Source organism: Actinomadura citrea, assembly GCF_013409045.1.
Classification (GTDB): Bacteria; Actinomycetota; Actinomycetes; order Streptosporangiales; family Streptosporangiaceae; genus Spirillospora; species Spirillospora citrea.
The window spans coordinates 8,184,481-8,200,153 of record NZ_JACCBT010000001.1 but is presented as its reverse complement, the minus strand read 5'-3'; the positions used below and the strand labels follow the sequence as shown (position 1 = coordinate 8,200,153).

10 protein-coding genes are annotated in these 15,673 nt (G+C 71.0%); 6 read left to right on the top strand and 4 right to left on the bottom strand.

What is annotated here, in order from left to right; translation table 11 throughout:
• The first annotated feature begins 171 nt into the window (after nucleotides 1–171).
• On the top strand, nucleotides 172–1,758 hold the full coding sequence (gene guaA, locus BJ999_RS37455) for a glutamine-hydrolyzing GMP synthase (RefSeq protein WP_179837627.1): 1,587 nt from the start codon (nucleotides 172–174) through the stop codon (nucleotides 1,756–1,758).
• A 162-nt stretch (nucleotides 1,759–1,920) separates the two neighbouring features.
• On the opposite strand, the gene ahpD is transcribed toward guaA, so the two are convergent.
• Together ahpD and BJ999_RS37445 are read right to left on the bottom strand one after the other, a co-directional pair.
• A complete protein-coding gene (ahpD, locus tag BJ999_RS37450) occupies nucleotides 1,921–2,463 on the bottom strand; it encodes an alkylhydroperoxidase, AhpD family (RefSeq protein WP_179837626.1) in 543 nt (180 codons plus the stop codon).
• A gap of 99 nt (nucleotides 2,464–2,562) precedes the next feature.
• A complete protein-coding gene (locus BJ999_RS37445) occupies nucleotides 2,563–3,114 on the bottom strand; it encodes a peroxiredoxin (protein ID WP_179837625.1) in 552 nt (183 codons plus the stop codon).
• 494 nt (nucleotides 3,115–3,608) lie between these two features.
• On the opposite strand from BJ999_RS37445, the gene BJ999_RS37440 reads away from it, so the two are divergent.
• The 5 genes from BJ999_RS37440 (at nucleotide 3,609) to BJ999_RS43865 (ending at nucleotide 13,885) form a co-directional block, all read left to right on the top strand.
• Nucleotides 3,609–4,058 carry an NlpC/P60 family protein gene (locus tag BJ999_RS37440; RefSeq protein WP_179837624.1) on the top strand — a complete coding sequence of 150 codons (450 nt, stop codon included), beginning with the start codon at nucleotides 3,609–3,611 and terminating at the stop codon, nucleotides 4,056–4,058.
• Between the two features lie 60 nt (nucleotides 4,059–4,118).
• On the top strand, nucleotides 4,119–5,609 hold the full coding sequence (locus BJ999_RS37435) for a carotenoid oxygenase family protein (RefSeq protein WP_218935413.1): 1,491 nt from the start codon (nucleotides 4,119–4,121) through the stop codon (nucleotides 5,607–5,609).
• Nucleotides 5,610–5,697: 88 nt separating this feature from the next.
• Nucleotides 5,698–6,630, top strand: a complete 933-nt coding sequence (locus tag BJ999_RS37430; protein WP_179837623.1) for a LysR substrate-binding domain-containing protein — start codon at nucleotides 5,698–5,700, stop codon at nucleotides 6,628–6,630.
• Nucleotides 6,631–6,781: 151 nt separating this feature from the next.
• The gene (locus BJ999_RS37425) at nucleotides 6,782–10,216 is read left to right on the top strand and encodes a bifunctional glycosyltransferase/CDP-glycerol:glycerophosphate glycerophosphotransferase (RefSeq protein WP_179837622.1); all 3,435 of its coding nucleotides are present in this window, start codon (nucleotides 6,782–6,784) and stop codon (nucleotides 10,214–10,216) included.
• 93 nt (nucleotides 10,217–10,309) lie between these two features.
• Nucleotides 10,310–13,885, top strand: coding sequence for a bifunctional glycosyltransferase/CDP-glycerol:glycerophosphate glycerophosphotransferase (locus tag BJ999_RS43865; RefSeq protein ID WP_179837621.1), 3,576 nt, complete (start codon nucleotides 10,310–10,312; stop codon nucleotides 13,883–13,885).
• 18 nt (nucleotides 13,886–13,903) lie between these two features.
• On the opposite strand, the gene BJ999_RS37415 is transcribed toward BJ999_RS43865, so the two are convergent.
• On the bottom strand, nucleotides 13,904–14,605 hold the full coding sequence (locus tag BJ999_RS37415) for a class I SAM-dependent methyltransferase (RefSeq protein WP_179837620.1): 702 nt from the start codon (nucleotides 14,603–14,605) through the stop codon (nucleotides 13,904–13,906).
• A gap of 102 nt (nucleotides 14,606–14,707) precedes the next feature.
• Nucleotides 14,708–15,598 carry an SRPBCC family protein gene (locus BJ999_RS37410; RefSeq protein WP_179837619.1) on the bottom strand — a complete coding sequence of 297 codons (891 nt, stop codon included), beginning with the start codon at nucleotides 15,596–15,598 and terminating at the stop codon, nucleotides 14,708–14,710.
• Between the last annotated feature and the right edge of the window lie 75 nt (nucleotides 15,599–15,673).

Sequence of the window (15,673 nt, the reverse complement as noted above, 5' to 3'; positions counted from 1 at the left end):
TCAACTGATATCAGACCGCAGTCATCCCTGACGTGTGAGCAAGGTAAATGGATGCTGACCGTTATCGGTCAGTCGCGCATCGTAACGATCACGTCCGGGGCGCGGCGCATCGGCGCAGGCAGGGGCCCGTAGACTGGGGAGTCCCTTCCGGCCGGGCGAAAGGCGTAGTTGGTGGTCGCAGACCAATCCTTTGACACCGTCCTCGTCGTCGACTTCGGCGCGCAGTACGCGCAGCTGATCGCACGACGGGTCCGCGAGTGCCATGTGTTCAGCGAGATCGTGCCGTCCACGATGCCGGCGGCGGAGATGCTCGCCAAGCGGCCGAAGGCGATCATCCTGTCCGGCGGTCCGGCGTCGGTGTACGCCGAGGGCGCACCGGTCGTGCCGGAGGGCCTGTTCGACATCGGCGTCCCCACGCTCGGCATCTGTTACGGCCACCAGGTGATGGCGCAGGCCCTCGGCGGGACGGTCGAGAACTCCGACGTCGCCGAGTACGGCGGCGCCACTGTCGCCGTGACGTCCCCCGGCATGCTGTTCGCGGGCCTGCCCCACGAGCAGGCGGTGTGGATGTCCCACCGCGACTTCGTGAGCAGCGCCCCGTCCGGCTTCACCGTGACGGCCAGCACGGACGTCACCCCGGTCGCGGGCATGGAGGATCTGGAGCGCGGCTTCTTCGGCGTCCAGTTCCACCCCGAGGTCCTGCACACCGAGCACGGGATGGAGATCCTGCGGCGCTTCCTCTACGAGGGCGCCGGGTGCCGGCCGAGCTGGACGATGGTGAACATCGCCGACGAGTCGATCGAGGCCGTCCGGGAGCGGGTCGGGGAGAAGCGGGTGATCTGCGCGCTGTCGGGCGGGGTCGACTCCGCTGTCGCCGCCGCGCTCGTCCAGCGCGCCATCGGCGACCAGCTGACCTGCGTGTTCGTCGACCACGGCCTGTTGCGCAAGGGCGAGCCCGAGCAGGTCGAGAAGGACTTCGTCGCCGCCACCGGGGTGAACCTGCACGTCGTGGACGCCCAGGAGCGCTTCCTGTCCGCCCTCGACGGCGTCACCGACCCGGAGGAGAAGCGCAAGATCATCGGGCGCGAGTTCATCCGGGTGTTCGAGGAGGCGGCCCGCGAGATCGTGCACGGCGGGGCGGGGGCGGCCGGAGAACCGGCCGAACCGGTCGAGTTCCTCGTCCAGGGGACCCTCTACCCGGACGTGGTCGAGTCGGGTGGCGGTACCGGCGCGGCCAACATCAAGTCGCACCACAACGTCGGCGGCCTCCCCGAGGACCTCCAGTTCAAGCTGGTCGAGCCGCTGCGGACGCTGTTCAAGGACGAGGTCCGCGCGCTCGGCGAGCAGCTCGGCCTGCCGTCCGAGATCGTCTGGCGGCAGCCGTTCCCCGGCCCCGGCCTCGGCATCCGCATCATCGGCGCCGTCACGCGCGACCGCCTGGACATCCTCCGCGACGCCGACGCCATCGCCCGCGAGGAGCTCACCCGCGCCGGTCTCGACCGGGCCATCTGGCAGTTCCCGGTCGTCCTGCTCGCGGACGTGCGGTCGGTGGGCGTGCAGGGCGACAGCCGCACCTACGGGCACCCAATCGTCCTGCGCCCGGTGACCAGCGAGGACGCGATGACGGCCGACTGGGCGAAGCTGCCCTACGACGTCCTGCAGCGGATCTCCACCCGCATCACCAACGAGGTCCGCGAGATCAACCGCGTCACCGTCGACATCACCTCCAAGCCCCCGGGCACCATCGAGTGGGAGTAGCCACGGCGAGGTGAGCACGGCGAGGTGAGCACGGCGAGGTGAGCACGGCGAGGTGAGCACGGCGAGGTGAGCACGGCGAGGTGAGCACGGCCCGGTAGGCACGGCGAAAGGCCCGGACGGATTCCGTCCGGGCCTTTCGCCCGCCGTCGAACGTGCCCGCCGTCAGACCGTGGCGGGGGCCAGCGCGGCCTCCGCGTCCAGGGTCGCGGCGGTCGCGTTCACCACGGCGGCGATCCGCAGCACCTCCTGGACGAGCTCGCGCGACAGGCCGGCCTCGCGGACGACCTTCTCGTGCGACTCCAGGCACCGCCCGCAGCCGTTGATCGCCGACACGGCGAGGCACCACAGCTCGAAGTCGACCTTCTCCACGCCGGGCCTACCGATGATCGACATCCGCAGCCGGGCCGGGAGGGTCGCGTACGTCTCGTCGCCGATGAGGTGGGTGGCGCGGTAGTACACGTTGTTCATCGCCATGATCGACGCGGCGCCCTTGGCCGCCTCGAACGCCTCGGCGGACAGGTTGCCGCCCGCCTCCTCGGCCAGTTCCCGGATGACGACGGCGCTCCGCGTGGCGAGGGCGCAGGCCAGGACCGTCCCCCACAGCTGCTGGTCGCTGAGCTGGGAGGTCGAGGTCAGCGAGCCCAGGTTGAGCTTGGTGTCCTTGGCGTAGCCCGGGAGGGCGCCCTTCAGCGCGTCAACGCTCATGATCATGCGTCCTTTCGTGCGGACGGCCGGCCGCGGGTCGCGCGGCCGGCCGCCGTCGGTCCGTGCTCGGACTCCGCCGGGTCCGGCCCGGCGAGAGGCTCAGACCCCGGCGAGCAGCTTGGCCGCGTCGAGCGTGTCCTCGCCCTTGTTCCAGTTGCAGGGGCACAGCTCGTCGCTCTGCAGCGCGTCCAGCACCCGCAGGACCTCCTTGACGTTCCGGCCGACGGAACCGGCGGTGACCATGGCGAACTGGATCTCGTTGTTCGGGTCGACGATGAACGTCGCGCGCTGCGCGACGCCGTCCTCGGTGAGGATGCCGAGCGACTCCGACAGCTCGCGCTTGAGGTCGGACAGCATCGGGAACGGGATCTCCCGCAGGTCCGGGTGGTCCTTGCGCCACGCGTAGTGGACGAACTCGTTGTCGACGGACGCGCCGAGCACCTGCGCGTCGCGGTCGGCGAAGTCCTCGTTGAGGCGGCCGAACTCCGCGATCTCGGTCGGACAGACGAACGTGAAGTCCTTGGGCCAGAAGAAGACTACTTTCCAACCCTCATACGTCTTGTGGTTGATCGTCTCGAAGGCGTGGTCCGGATCGAGCGAGACGCACGCGGTGAGCTCGTACTCGGGGAACTTGTCACCGACAGTAAGCACGCATGCTCCTTCATCATGAGAAAGGGGTCGCCTCGCGATGAGAGGCGCGGGAGGGCCGCCGGCTTCCGTCTCGGCGGCCGTGTCACTCAGCGTGCCGCGACCCGATTCCCAAGAGAAATCGATCGATCCCAAGTGATCGATAGGAGCTTCTTATCAATGGCCCGTAAGGCCCTCTGACCTGCGACGGAGGGGGTGTTCGGCGTGGACGAGAAGCGGGGCACTAGATGTACATCACATCGGATCACCCAAAGCGGGCTTCACGCTCGGTAGCGAGTCAGTGTAGGGCCACCCGCCCCCGCAATACGCATCGAGTGACCAATACCTCAAAGACTGTGATTGCGTGCAAGGCCCGACTTTTAGCAGCATTTCCCGCTCTTGCCGATGGACCAGGATCTCCGAAACCCTCTCAATATGATGAGAGCGAGATCCCTTCGGGGGTGCCTTCGGCCGTGCGGGTGCCGGGTGGGCGCGGATGGGCACCTGGACGGTGGGGCGTGAGCGGGCTGCCGTCCCGGCTTCCACCTGGTTTCTGGGCTGTTCGGTATGTCGGAGCCCGGTATCCGGGATCACAGGCCGTCGTCGAGCGTCCCGGCATCGCCGACGGCGCGAACTGCCAGCTGTTCGCGTACGAGGTGCTCAGGCACTTCGGGCTTGAGGTGCCCGCGTTGCGGTCGAGCGAGTTGTGGGCCGACACGACGGCGACGACACCCGTCTCGGAGGCCCGGCCGTTGGATCTGGTTCTCTTCAACGCCACGGGCGACGCCTGGGGCGCCCATGTCGGCGTCTGGATCGAGGACGACCAGGTTCTTCATCTCTGCGCCGAGGTCGGGCGTCCGGTCGTGTGGCGCATGGACGAGTTCGCCGCCCGGGACCGGTATCGGACCGTGATCGGGATCAAGCGCGTCGTCCGGTCGGCGGGCATGGGCGGTACCGGACATTCTTGACACGGCCGTGACCAGAACCTACCTTTCTGGCAACAGGCGTAGCCAGATGGGGGAACCCTCGTGCCCCAGACCAGCGAGACCGGCCGGACCGCGGAACCCGCGAACGGCGAGCCGGACATGGCGCGCGTCTTCGCGCCGCTCATGCGCGAGCACGACTACGTCGTCGACCAGATCGACGGCGAGCTCCCGTCCGGCCTCACCGGCACGCTGTACCGGATCGGCCCGGGCAAGTGGGAGGTCGGGCGGACGCTGATGCACCACCTCTTCGACGGCGACGGGATGGTCTCGCAGTTCGCCTTCGACGGGCGGTCCGTGCGGTTCCGCAACCGGTACGTCCGGACGCCGCAGTTCAAGCACGGCATGGTGTCAGGCGGGCCCGTCCATCCGGGGGTCGGAACGCCGCTTCCCGGCGGCTTCTGGGCCAACTTCGTCAAGGGGAAGGGGCCGGCGAACGTCGCCAACACCGGCATCGCACTGCATGCCGACCGGCTGCTGGCCCTGTGGGAGGGCGGCCCGCCGCACCGCCTCGACCCCGACACCCTGGAGACGCTCGGCACGTACGACTTCGACGGACGGCTGCGCGGCGCGCTCAAGGCGTTCTCCGCCCACCCGAAGTGGGATCCGGTGACGGGCGAGATGTTCAACTTCGGCCAGGACTTCGGCCCGCTGCCGTCCCTGAACTGCTGGAAGGTCGACCGGCGCGGCCGGCTGCGGCGGCTCGCCCGGGTCCGGATGCTGAACATGCCGTGGAACCACGATGTGGCGCTGACGACCGAGCACATGGTGTTCGTCCTGGACCCGTACATGGTCGACGTGCGCACGATGTTCGGCGGGGGCGCGTCGGTGTTCGACGCGATCCGGCACCGTCCCGAGAAGGGGACGCGGTTCGTGCTGGTGCCGCGCAACGGCGGCCCGGCGCGGGTCGTGGAGCACGAGGCGCTCGTGCACGTCCACCTGGCGAACGCCTTCGAGGACGGCGCCGACACCGTCGTCGACCTGGTGCTCTTCGACGACTTCGAAGCGATCAGACGTGATCTGTCCGACTTCCGCACGCGCTTCACCGACCTGCCGTCCAGCAGGCTCATGCGCTACCGGATCACCCCGGCTGGACGTGTGATCGAGACGCCGCTGTCCGACCGGCCCGGCGAGTTCCCCCAGTACGACTGGCGCCGTTCCACGCGAAGGCACCGCTACACCTACATGACGGGACGGATGGGCTCGACCGGCGAGTACGACACCGTCCTGAAAGTCGACAACGACACGGGCCGCACCCAGGCGCACGATGCCGGCCCGCACACCTACGTGGGCGAGCCCATCTTCGTGCCCCGCGCACCGGATTCCGCCGAGGACGACGGGTGGCTCCTGTCCGTTGTGTATCTCGCCGCGGAACACCGCTCGCGGCTCACCATCCTGGACGCCCGGGACCTCGCCCCGGTCGCGGACCTCCACCTCCCGCACCACCTCCCGTTCGGCTTCCACGGCACCTTCACCCCCCGTGTCGCCGACCCCGGCGCCCCCATCCCGCACCCCGACCGCCTGCCCATCCGCTGACCGCCCGCCCGCTGTGGTGAATCCCACCCCGCCTCGACCTGGGACAAGTCACGGTGCGTGACCGCCCTTCGGTAATGTCTGCGTCAGGATGGCGATCAGCAGACCCACGGTGGCCCAGTTGCGGGCGTTCCTGGCATTGGCGGAGTACCTGCATTTCCGTGACGCCGCCGCCGCTCTGCGCATGAGCCAGCCCGCCCTGTCCGGGGCCGTGGCGGCGCTTGAGGAGGGCCTCGGGACGCAGCTCGTCGAGCGGACGACGCGCAGGGTCCTGCTGACGCCCACGGGGGAACGGGTCGCACGGCGGGCCGAGACGGTCCTCGCGGAACTCGACCGGCTGGTCGAGGACGTCCAGGCCGTCCGAGGGACGCTCGTCGGGCCGCTCCGGGTGGGCGTCATCCCGACCGTCGCGCCTTACCTGCTGCCCGTCGTCCTGCCGAGGCTCACCAAGGAGTTCCCCGACCTGGAACTGTCCGTCCACGAGGAGCGGACCGGCCACATCGTCGCGGAACTGCTCGCCGGGCGCCTGGACGTGGTGCTGCTGGCGCTCCCCGTGCCGGCGTCGGGCGTGACGGAGCTGCCGCTGTACGACGAGGACTTCGTGCTCGTCGCGCCCGCCGGGTTCGAGCTGGGCGCCACCGAGGTCGCGCGGGAGGCGCTGAACGACCTCGACGTCCTCCTGCTGAACGAGGGCCACTGCCTGCGCGACCAGGCGCTGGACGTCTGCCGGGAGGTGGGGGCGCGCGCCGCCGCGGCCACGTACGCCACGAGCCTGGCGACGCTGGTCCAGCTCGTGGCGGGCGGGCTGGGGGTGACGCTCGTCCCCGAGACGGCGCTGCCCGTGGAGACCCGCCGGGCGCCGAACCTCGGTCTGCACCGCTTCGCGGCACCGGCGCCCTTCCGCCGCGTCGGCCTGGGCTTCCGGTCGACCTCCCCGCGCGCGGACGAGTTCGAGGCGCTCGCGGCGAGCCTGCGCGCCGCCGTCGTGGAGTCGGGCGTGGCCCCCGGCATCCGCCCCGCCTGATCTGCGGGATTCCTGGCCCGGTGGATTAACGCCCAGGTCAAGTGGTGGCCAGGCGAGGTCAAGTCTGCGTCAGGGGACGGCCTCGCAATCGCGATGCGCGTTCGTGCCGCGGCGTGACGTCACCATGCTCGTGGGGCGAGGAGGAGGCCCCATGTCCCCGAAGCTCAGCGTGGTCGTGCCGTTCCACAACACCGAGGAGTACCTCCAGGAGTGCCTGGAATCGCTGGCGGGCCAGACGCTGGGCGACCTCGAAGTGATCATGGTGGACGACGGGTCCACCGACAACGGCGCCGTGATCGCCAAGGACATGTGCGGCCGCGACCCGCGGTTCCGGCTGCTCACGCGGGAGAACGAGGGGCCGGGGCCCGCCCGCAACGCGGGCGTGCGGCAGGCGAGGGGCGAGTACCTGGCGTTCGCCGACGCCGACGACGTCGTGGAGCGCGAGGCGTACGCGCGGCTGGTCGCGTCCCTTGAGCGGACCGGGTCGGACCTGGCGTCCGGGAACGTCCAGCGGATGGACGACGACCGGACCTGGCAGTCGCACCTGCACGACGGGCTGTTCACCGAGTCCCGTGCGAAGACGCATGTGTCGTCCATGCCGATGCTCATGCGCGACCGGACGCCGTGGAACAAGGTGTACCGGCGCGTGTTCTGGGCCCGGACGGGTCTGGAGTTCCCTCCGGGCTACTACGAGGACCCTCCCGTCACGGCGCGCGCGCACGCCCTGGCCCGTTCGGTGGACGTCCTGAGCGAGACGGTCTACTTCTGGCGCAAGCGCCCCGGGTCCATCACAGAGGACCGCTACGACTGGGACAACTTCAGCCAGCGCATGCGTTCCGCGCGGACCGTACGGGAGGGCCTGGCCGACTACGCGCCGCAGCTCCTGAACGCCTACGACGAGCACGTCCTCATTCCCATCGAGCTTCGCGTCCTGTTCGAGGCCCTCCCCAGGACGCAGGAGGAGAACCGCGGAGAACTCGTCGCCATGGGGGCGGCCCTGGCCCGGCAGGTGAGCGCCCGCGTCCTGAAGCGGCAGCCGGCGATGACGCGCCTGCAACTGCACCTGCTGTGCCGGCGGATGCTGCCGGAACTGCTGGAGGTGCTGCGCTACGTCCAGTTGCGCAAGGCGGCGGACGCGCCGCGCGTGCGTCGCGGCCTGCGGCACCGCTGGTACGCCGAGTACCCGTTCTTCGAGGACGAGGACCGCGGCGTCCCGGCGCACGTGTACGACGTGACCGACGAGCTCAGACCGGTCGCGGCGATCGACCGGGCCACCTGGGCGGACGGCCGGCTCCGCCTGGAGGGCCACGCCTACATCCGGCATCTGGACGCCTCCAGCGAGGACGGGTCCCGCATCCGGATCTGGCTGGTGGCGGCCAACAGGCGGGGCCTCATGCGCGTCCCGGTCAGGAGGGTCCGCAGGCCGGACGTGACCGCCGGGTCGCGGCAGTCGAACGTGTCCTACGACTGGTCCGGGTTCGTCGCGGAGCTCGACCCGTCCGCGCTGCGGATGTTCGGGCGCTGGCGGGACGTCGACTGGGTGCCGTGCGTCGAGATCGTCAACCGCGGGCTGCGGCGCCGGTCGACGTTCGCCGGCCCGCGGCTCACCGGGCGGCAGTGGCCGCAGGACCGGGAGTGCGCGCCGGGCGTGCTCGTCCAGGGCGTCACGGGCCGGAACCGGTTCGTGATCCAGGTGCGCCGCACGCCGGCCGCGGTCATCGGCTGCCACCTGGAGGGCGGCGAGCTGTGGCTGGACGGCTGGAGCCGCCTCCCGTTCGGGGACGAGCCGCGCGTCACCGCCGCCCCGAGGGCGGGGCGCACCGCGGTGCTCGGGCCGGTCGAGCCGGTCGGCGCCGACGGGTTCCGGGCGCGGCTGCCGGTCGCCGGGCTGGCCCGGAGGCACGGCGACTGGGAGATCACCCTCTCGGAGGGGATCCGCCCGTACCTGGACGAGGACCCGGCGGGCGCCGCCTTCCCCATCCCCGGCGGCGAACTGGAGATCGCCAGGACCCGGCGCAGCACCCTGCGGATCGTCTCCCGCGGCCGCGTCCTCGCCGTCGACGAGGTGGCGTGGTCGTCCGAGGGCGCCCTTCGCCTGGCGGGCACGTGCTCGGACCGGATCGGGCGGCCGGACTCGCTGATCCTCAGGCGGCGGCGGTCGAGCGAGGAGCACGCCGTCAGGCTGCACTGGGAGGACGAGCGGTTCACGGCGGTGTTCTCGCCCGCGCGCATGCCGGTGCTCGGCCTGTCGCGCCCGCTGGTCTCCGGCCGCTGGGACGCCCTCGCCACGGTCGGAGGGCAGGAGCAGCCGGTGGTCGTGCGCCGCCACACCCTCCGCGACCTGCCCGAGCCGTTCGAAGCGGGACTGCACCGGATCACCGTCCGGGCCCAGCGGACCGACCAGTTGCAGCTGCGCGTCGAGACCGCCTTGGACGACGACGAGCGCGGTGCCTACGCGCAGAGCCGCATCCGGTCCGGACACTACCGGCGCCACCTGAACCTGCCCGTCCGGGAACTCGTGGTGTTCGACGCCTACAAGGGCCGCCAGTACGCGTGCAACCCGCGCGGCATCTACGACGAGCTGCGGCGGCGCGAAACCGACCTGGAATGCGTGTGGGTCACCGAGAACGGACAGTTCGGCAAGCCATCTGGTGCCCGCACCGTCCTGGCCGGGACGCGGGAGCACTACGAGGCGCTCGCCCGCGCGCGCTACATCTTCGGCAACTGGTCGCAGCAGGAATGGTTCACCAAGCGCGAGGACCAGACCTACGTGCAGTGCTGGCACGGGACGCCGCTCAAGAAGCTCGGATACGACGTCAAGAAGATGCCCTTCAAGCGCACCGAGGGCGTGGACTGGATGGAGTACGACGTCCCCCAGTGGGACCTCCTCCTCGCCCAGAACGCTTTCTCCGTGCCGCTGTTCCGGCGCGCGTTCGGCTACACCGGGGACGTCCTCGAAAGCGGCTACCCCCGCAACGACGTGCTGAGCAGCCCGCACCGCGATGAGATCGCCGCGGCGGTGCGACGCCGGCTCGGCATCCCGGAGGGCAAGCGGGTCGTCCTGTACGCCCCGACGTGGCGGGACGACTTCCACCAGGCGATCGGCAAGCGCGCGTTCAGCCTCGAATTCGAGATCGACCGGTTCCGGGCCGCGCTGGGACGCGACCACGTCCTGCTCCTGCGGACGCACTATCTCGTCACCGACCGCCCGAGGCTGCGGCCGGGCGACTGCGTCATGGACGTCTCGGTCTATCCCGACATCTCGGAGCTGTTCCTCATCAGCGACGTGCTCGTCACCGACTACTCGTCGTCCATGTTCGACTTCGCCGTCACCGGCCGCCCGATGGTGTTCTTCACCTACGACCTGGAGCGCTACCGCGACCACGTGCGCGGCTTCTACTTCGACTTCGACGCCGAGGCGCCCGGTCCGCTGCTCGCCACCACGCAGGACGTCGTCGAGGCACTGCGCGATCCCGCCGCGCTGGAGACCGGGTTCCGGGACGCGCGCGCCGCCTTCGCCGCCCGGTACTGCCCGCACGACGACGGCCACGCCGGCGCCCGCGTGCTCGACCGTGTCCTTCGCTGAGCCCGTCCCGCCCGCCGAAGCCCGCTCGACCGCCGAAAGCTCACGCATCCCCGTAAGCCCACGCATCCCCGAAAGCCCAGTACGGAGCCGCCCGTGTCCCCGCAGATCAGCATCGTCGTCCCCATCCGCAACACCGGCGGCCGCCTGGCGGAGTGCCTGGAGTCGATCGCCGGGCAGACGCTGCGCGACATCCAGGTGCTCATGGTGGAGGACGGCCAGGGCGGAGCCGCCAAGGACGCCGCCGTCGCCAAGGAGTTCGCGGGACGCGACGACCGCTTCGCCCTCCTGCAGCCCGCCCCCGGCACGACGGCGGCCGACGCGGGCGTCGAGCAGGCGAAAGGCCGCTACCTCGCCTTCGCCGACGGTGAGGACGCGGTGCCGCCCTACGCCTACGAACTGCTGGTCGGGACGCTGGACGGCACCGGCTCGGACCTCGCGGGCGGGAACGTCATGTGCCTGGACGAGGAACAGGTGTGGCAGTCGCCGCTCCACAGCGACCCCTACGCGGAGACCATGCTGTCGACGCACGTGACCAGGCACCCCGCCCTCCTGCAAGACAGGACGGTGTGGAACAAGGTCTACCGGCGCTCCTTCTGGGACGCGTACGGCTTCGAGTTCGGGGCCGGCGGAGACCTCCTCATCGCCGTGCAGAGCCACGTGTTGGCCTCCGCCGTGGACGTGGTGGACGCGACCGTCTACTTCTGGCGGGACCGACCCGGAACGGCCCCGCGCATGCGCCCCGACCCGGCCGACATCACCGAACGCATGGCGACCCTGGCGAGGACGCGGGAGTTCGTCCGCACGCATGAGCCGGACCTTCTGGCCGTCCACGACATGTACGCGCTCGACCTGGACGTGCGCGAACTGATGCTCGCCCTGCCCACGGCCACCTGGGAGGAGCGCGAACACCTGGTCGAGCTGGGCGCCGAGGTCGTCGCCGGCTCCGGGCGCCGGGCCACCGCGGGTCTTGAGGCCATCAGGCGGCTGGAGACGTACCTGCTCGGCGAGCGCATGCTGCCCGAACTGCTGGAGGTGCTGCGCTTCGAGGAGGACGGCCTGCGGGACGTCCCGCTGGTGTCGCGCGGTCGTCTCCGGCAGCGCTGGTACGCCCGCTACCCCTTCTTCGACGACGCCGACCGGGGCGTCCCGGAGGACGTGTACGACGTCACCGACGAGCTGGCGCTGTGGGCGGACGTCGACCGCGTGGAGTGGGACGTCGACACCCTCATCGTCGAGGGGCACGCCTACTTCGACCGGTTCGCGGTGGCGGCGGTGGACGACTCCCGGATCCGCGTCTGGATGCGCGACGTGCGGACCGGCAAGGAGATCCGGCTGCCGGTGGAGCGCCGGTACGTCCCGGAGGTCACGGTGCGCTCCGGGCAGGCGAACGTCTCCCTCGACTGGTCGGGCTTCACGGTACGGGTGGAGCCCGAGTACCTCCTGGACAGCGACGAGTGGCGGACGGCCACCTACGAGCTGTTCGCCGAGGTGTCGACGGCCGGGCGCAGGGCGGTCCAGCGGCTGACCGCGACGGCTCCGGCCGTCCGGTGGACGTCGCCGCGGCAGGTGGACGAGCACGTGGCCGTCCAGCCGGCGGCGGGCGACGACGACGTGTTCGTCGTCCACGTCAAGCGGGCCAAGGCCGTCCTCACCGGGATCGGCCTCGACGGCGACGCGCTGGAGCTGTCCGGCTGGACGCGGCGCGCGCTCGGTGCCGGGGCCGCGATGGTCGCGGTGCGCAGGCACGGGGGAGACGAGATCCGCGGCGAGGTGACGCTGCGGCAGTCGGCCGTCCTGCGGATGGCGGAGGGCACCGGGTTCGACTTCACGGCCAGGCTGCCCCTGAAGTACCTCGCGTCCGTGCCGAACAGCGAGCCGAACAGCGAAGCGTACGGCACGCACCTGCGCGACACCATCGACTGGGACATCCGGTTGACGGGTGAAGGCGGCCCGCTGCGCCTCACCGTCGCGAACAACGTCAAGCCCGCCCGCTTCGCCCTGCCGGAGAGCGCGGGGCGCGGCCGGGAGTTCGCCGTCAGCCGCACCGCGTTCGGGAACCTGCGCGGGGTCGAGCGCAGCTTCCGTCCGGTCGTCACGGGAGCCGAGTGGGACGCCAACGGACTGCTCACGCTGGGAGGCGACTTCGCCGACCCGGAACACCGCCCCGACCACTTCGTCCTGCGGCGGCGCCGATCCGGCGAGGAGTACCGCGTCCCCGTCACCTGGGAGGACGACGCCACCGGTAGGGGAGGCCGGTTCACCGCCGCGTTCGCCCCCGCGACGATGTCGGTGTTCGGGACGGACCTGCCGCTGAGCAGCGGAACCTGGGACCTGGCGGCGCGCACGCGTTCCGGCGAGGTGGCCGTCGTCGTCGAACGCGAGGCCATCCCCGGCCTTCCCGGCCGGCACCGCGCGGGCACGCACGAATTCGAGATCGGCGTCCACCAGATCGACGCGCTGATGCTGCACAGCCGCGTGTCGCTGGAGGACGACGAGCGCGGCGGGCACGCGCAGACCCTCCTCCAGCAGAGGGACTATTCGGTCTACCTGCGGAGTCCTCTGGCAGGCATGGTGGTGTTCAGCAGCTACGACGGCTCCCAGTACAGCTGCAGCCCGAGGGCCGTCTACGAGGAACTCATCCGGCGCGACACCGACCTGGAATGCGTGTGGGTGTCCCAGGACGACCAGTTCGCGGCGGACGGAAAGGCCGCGACCGTCCTGGCCGGGAGCCGCGAGCACTACCGCGTCCTCGCACGCGCCCGGTACGTCGTCGCCAACCACGCGATGCCGCCCTGGTTCTTCAAGCGGACAGGCCAGATCTACCTCCAGACCTGGCACGGCACCCCGCTGAAGCGCCTCGCCTACGACTTGCGGGACATGCCGTACCAGCGCACCGAGCGGCTGGACTGGATGGAGCGGGAGGTGCCGCGCTGGGATCTCCTGCTGTCTTCCAGCCCGTACGCCACCCAGGTCATGCGGCGGGCCTTCCGGTACGAGGGCGAAGTCCTGGAGACGGGGTTCCCGCGCAACGACATCCTCAGCACGCCCGAGTGGGAACGCATCGGAAGCCGCATTCGGAAGCGCCTGGGGATTCCGCAGGGCAAGAAGGTCGTCCTTTACGCGCCGACATGGCGTGACGACCGGCACCACGCAGAAGGCAGGCAGGGCTTCTCGCTGGAGCTGGACGTGGAGACCATGCGAGAGGCCCTGGGTGACGACCACGTCCTCCTCCTGCGAACGCATCACCTCATCACCGACCGGGACCGCGCGGCCGCGGCTCGACTCGCCGGGGGCGACTCCGACCCCTTCGTCATCGACGTGTCCCGGTATCCCGACATCGCCGAGCTGTACATGGCCGCCGACGTGCTCGTCACGGACTACTCGTCCGCCATGTTCGACTACGCGATCCTGGGTCGCCCCATCGTCCTCTACACCTACGACCTGGACTGGTACCGCGACCACGTGCGCGGCTTCTACTTCGACCTGGAGGCCGAAGCGCCCGGCCCGGTCGTGCGGACGTCCGCGGAGGTCGCCGAAGCGGTCAGGACGGCGCCGGCGGGAGAGCAGCGCTACGCGGACGCCTACGACCGATTCTTCGTGAAGTACTGCCCGCACGACGACGGCCAGGCCGCGTCCAGGGTGGTCGACCGCGTCTTCGGCAAAGCCTGAGACGGGGGAGCTCGCCGTTCAGCCTGGGCGGCGCGCCCGCGCGAACAGCCATACACCAGGCCACGAGGCGACCGGCAGGCGCCGCTCCAGCGAGGCGGACAGGCGCAGCGTCTCGTTGACGAGCGGATGCAGCGGAGCCAGATCCTCGCGCCGCACCGTCCGGTTCCTGAGCAGACGCAGGAGCGGACGGTGCAGGACGCCCCTGCTCCACACGCGCTCCAGCACCAGCCCCGCGCCCTCCAGGAGTTCGACCAGAGTGCGGCGGGAGTAGCGGCGGACGCGTCCGAGAGCCACGTCATGCGCCGACCACAGAGCCATGTCGCAGGGCACGGACACCAGCATCGTCCCACCCGGCCGCAGCACCCGCGCGACCTCCGCGGCCGCCCGCTCGTCGTCCTCCACGTGCTCAAGCACGTCGAGAGCCAGCGCCAGGTCGTACTCGCACGCCGGCAGCGGCAGGTAACGCGCGTCGCCCTCGTAGGCCTCGATGCCGTAGGCACGGACCAGCGCAACGGCGTCCGGGCTCAGATCGATCGCGGTGGCGCCCCAGCCGTGACCGGCCAGCACGCGGCAGGACGCCCCGGACGCGGCGCCGATGTCGACGGCCGTCCCGGGCACGCTGAACCGCAGCAGCTCCGCGGCCAGGATCTCGCGGCGCTCGCGGTACCACCAGTTGTCGTTCTCGATCCGCACGATCCGCTGGAGCTCGGTGGTGTCCACCGGACCAGCCGACCGCACCGGCGACGGCGCGTTCCATCGACGCCGCCGCCCGCGCACGGATCGTTGACGGCGGCTTGACCTCGTCCCGGAGGTGAGCGCCCGTCAGCGCTTCCTGCGGCGGCGCACGAGGAAGCGGACGGCCAGGAGGACGGCGACCAGGCCGCCGACCGCGGGAACGGCCCGCTTGGCGATCGACGGGCCCACGAACTCCAGCAGATCGATCGCGTCGTCCTTCTCCTCCACCCGCCCCCCTTCTTCACGCCCGCCCGCCACGTGCAGCGACGGGCGCTCCCCGGGCTCGGCCTTGACGGGGCCGGGCTTGTCGGCGGACTCCTCCGGTGTCGCGGGGGCCACCCCGGTCTCCGCCTCCAACTCCGGTTCGGCGGCCTTCTCAGGACTCTCCGGGGTCGCGGCAGGCGTCTCCGTGGGCGCCACGGCGGCGGTCGCCGGTGTGTCGGCGGTGGCCTCGGCGGGCTTCTCGGTGGTCTTCTCGGCGGGCGTCTCAACAGGAGCGGCAGCGGCGGCCGGGGCCTCGGCGGCGGTCCCGCCGGGGGCCTCGAGCTCGGCGGCCAGCTGCTTGGCGAACCGCGCGATGATCTTGGAACCGACCTCGGACAGGATGTTGCGGCCGAACTGCGCCGGGCGGCCCGTGACGTTCAGCTTGGTGTGGACGCTGACGCGGGTGACGCCGTCCTCCGCGTGCAGCCTCGCCTGCACGGTCGCCGCCGCCGTCCCGGACCCGCGGGCCTCCTTGGCGGACGCCTCCATCGTGACGACGCGGGACGACGCGTCCGCCGAGACGATCCGCGCGGTGCCGCGGTAGGTGATGGTCATCGCGCCGACCTTCACCTTCATCCGGCCCGAGTACTCCTCGCCGTCGACCGAGTCGAGCGTCGCGCCCGGCATGCAGGCCGCGACGCGCTCCACGTCGAGCAGCACCGACCAGGCCTGATCCACCGGCACGGGGACGGTGAAATCGTGGTCGAGCTCCATGATCAGTGTCCTTATCGTCCGGAGACCTTGCCCGCGACCCTACGGTGGCCGCCCGTCGCGTCGCCAGTGGGGCCC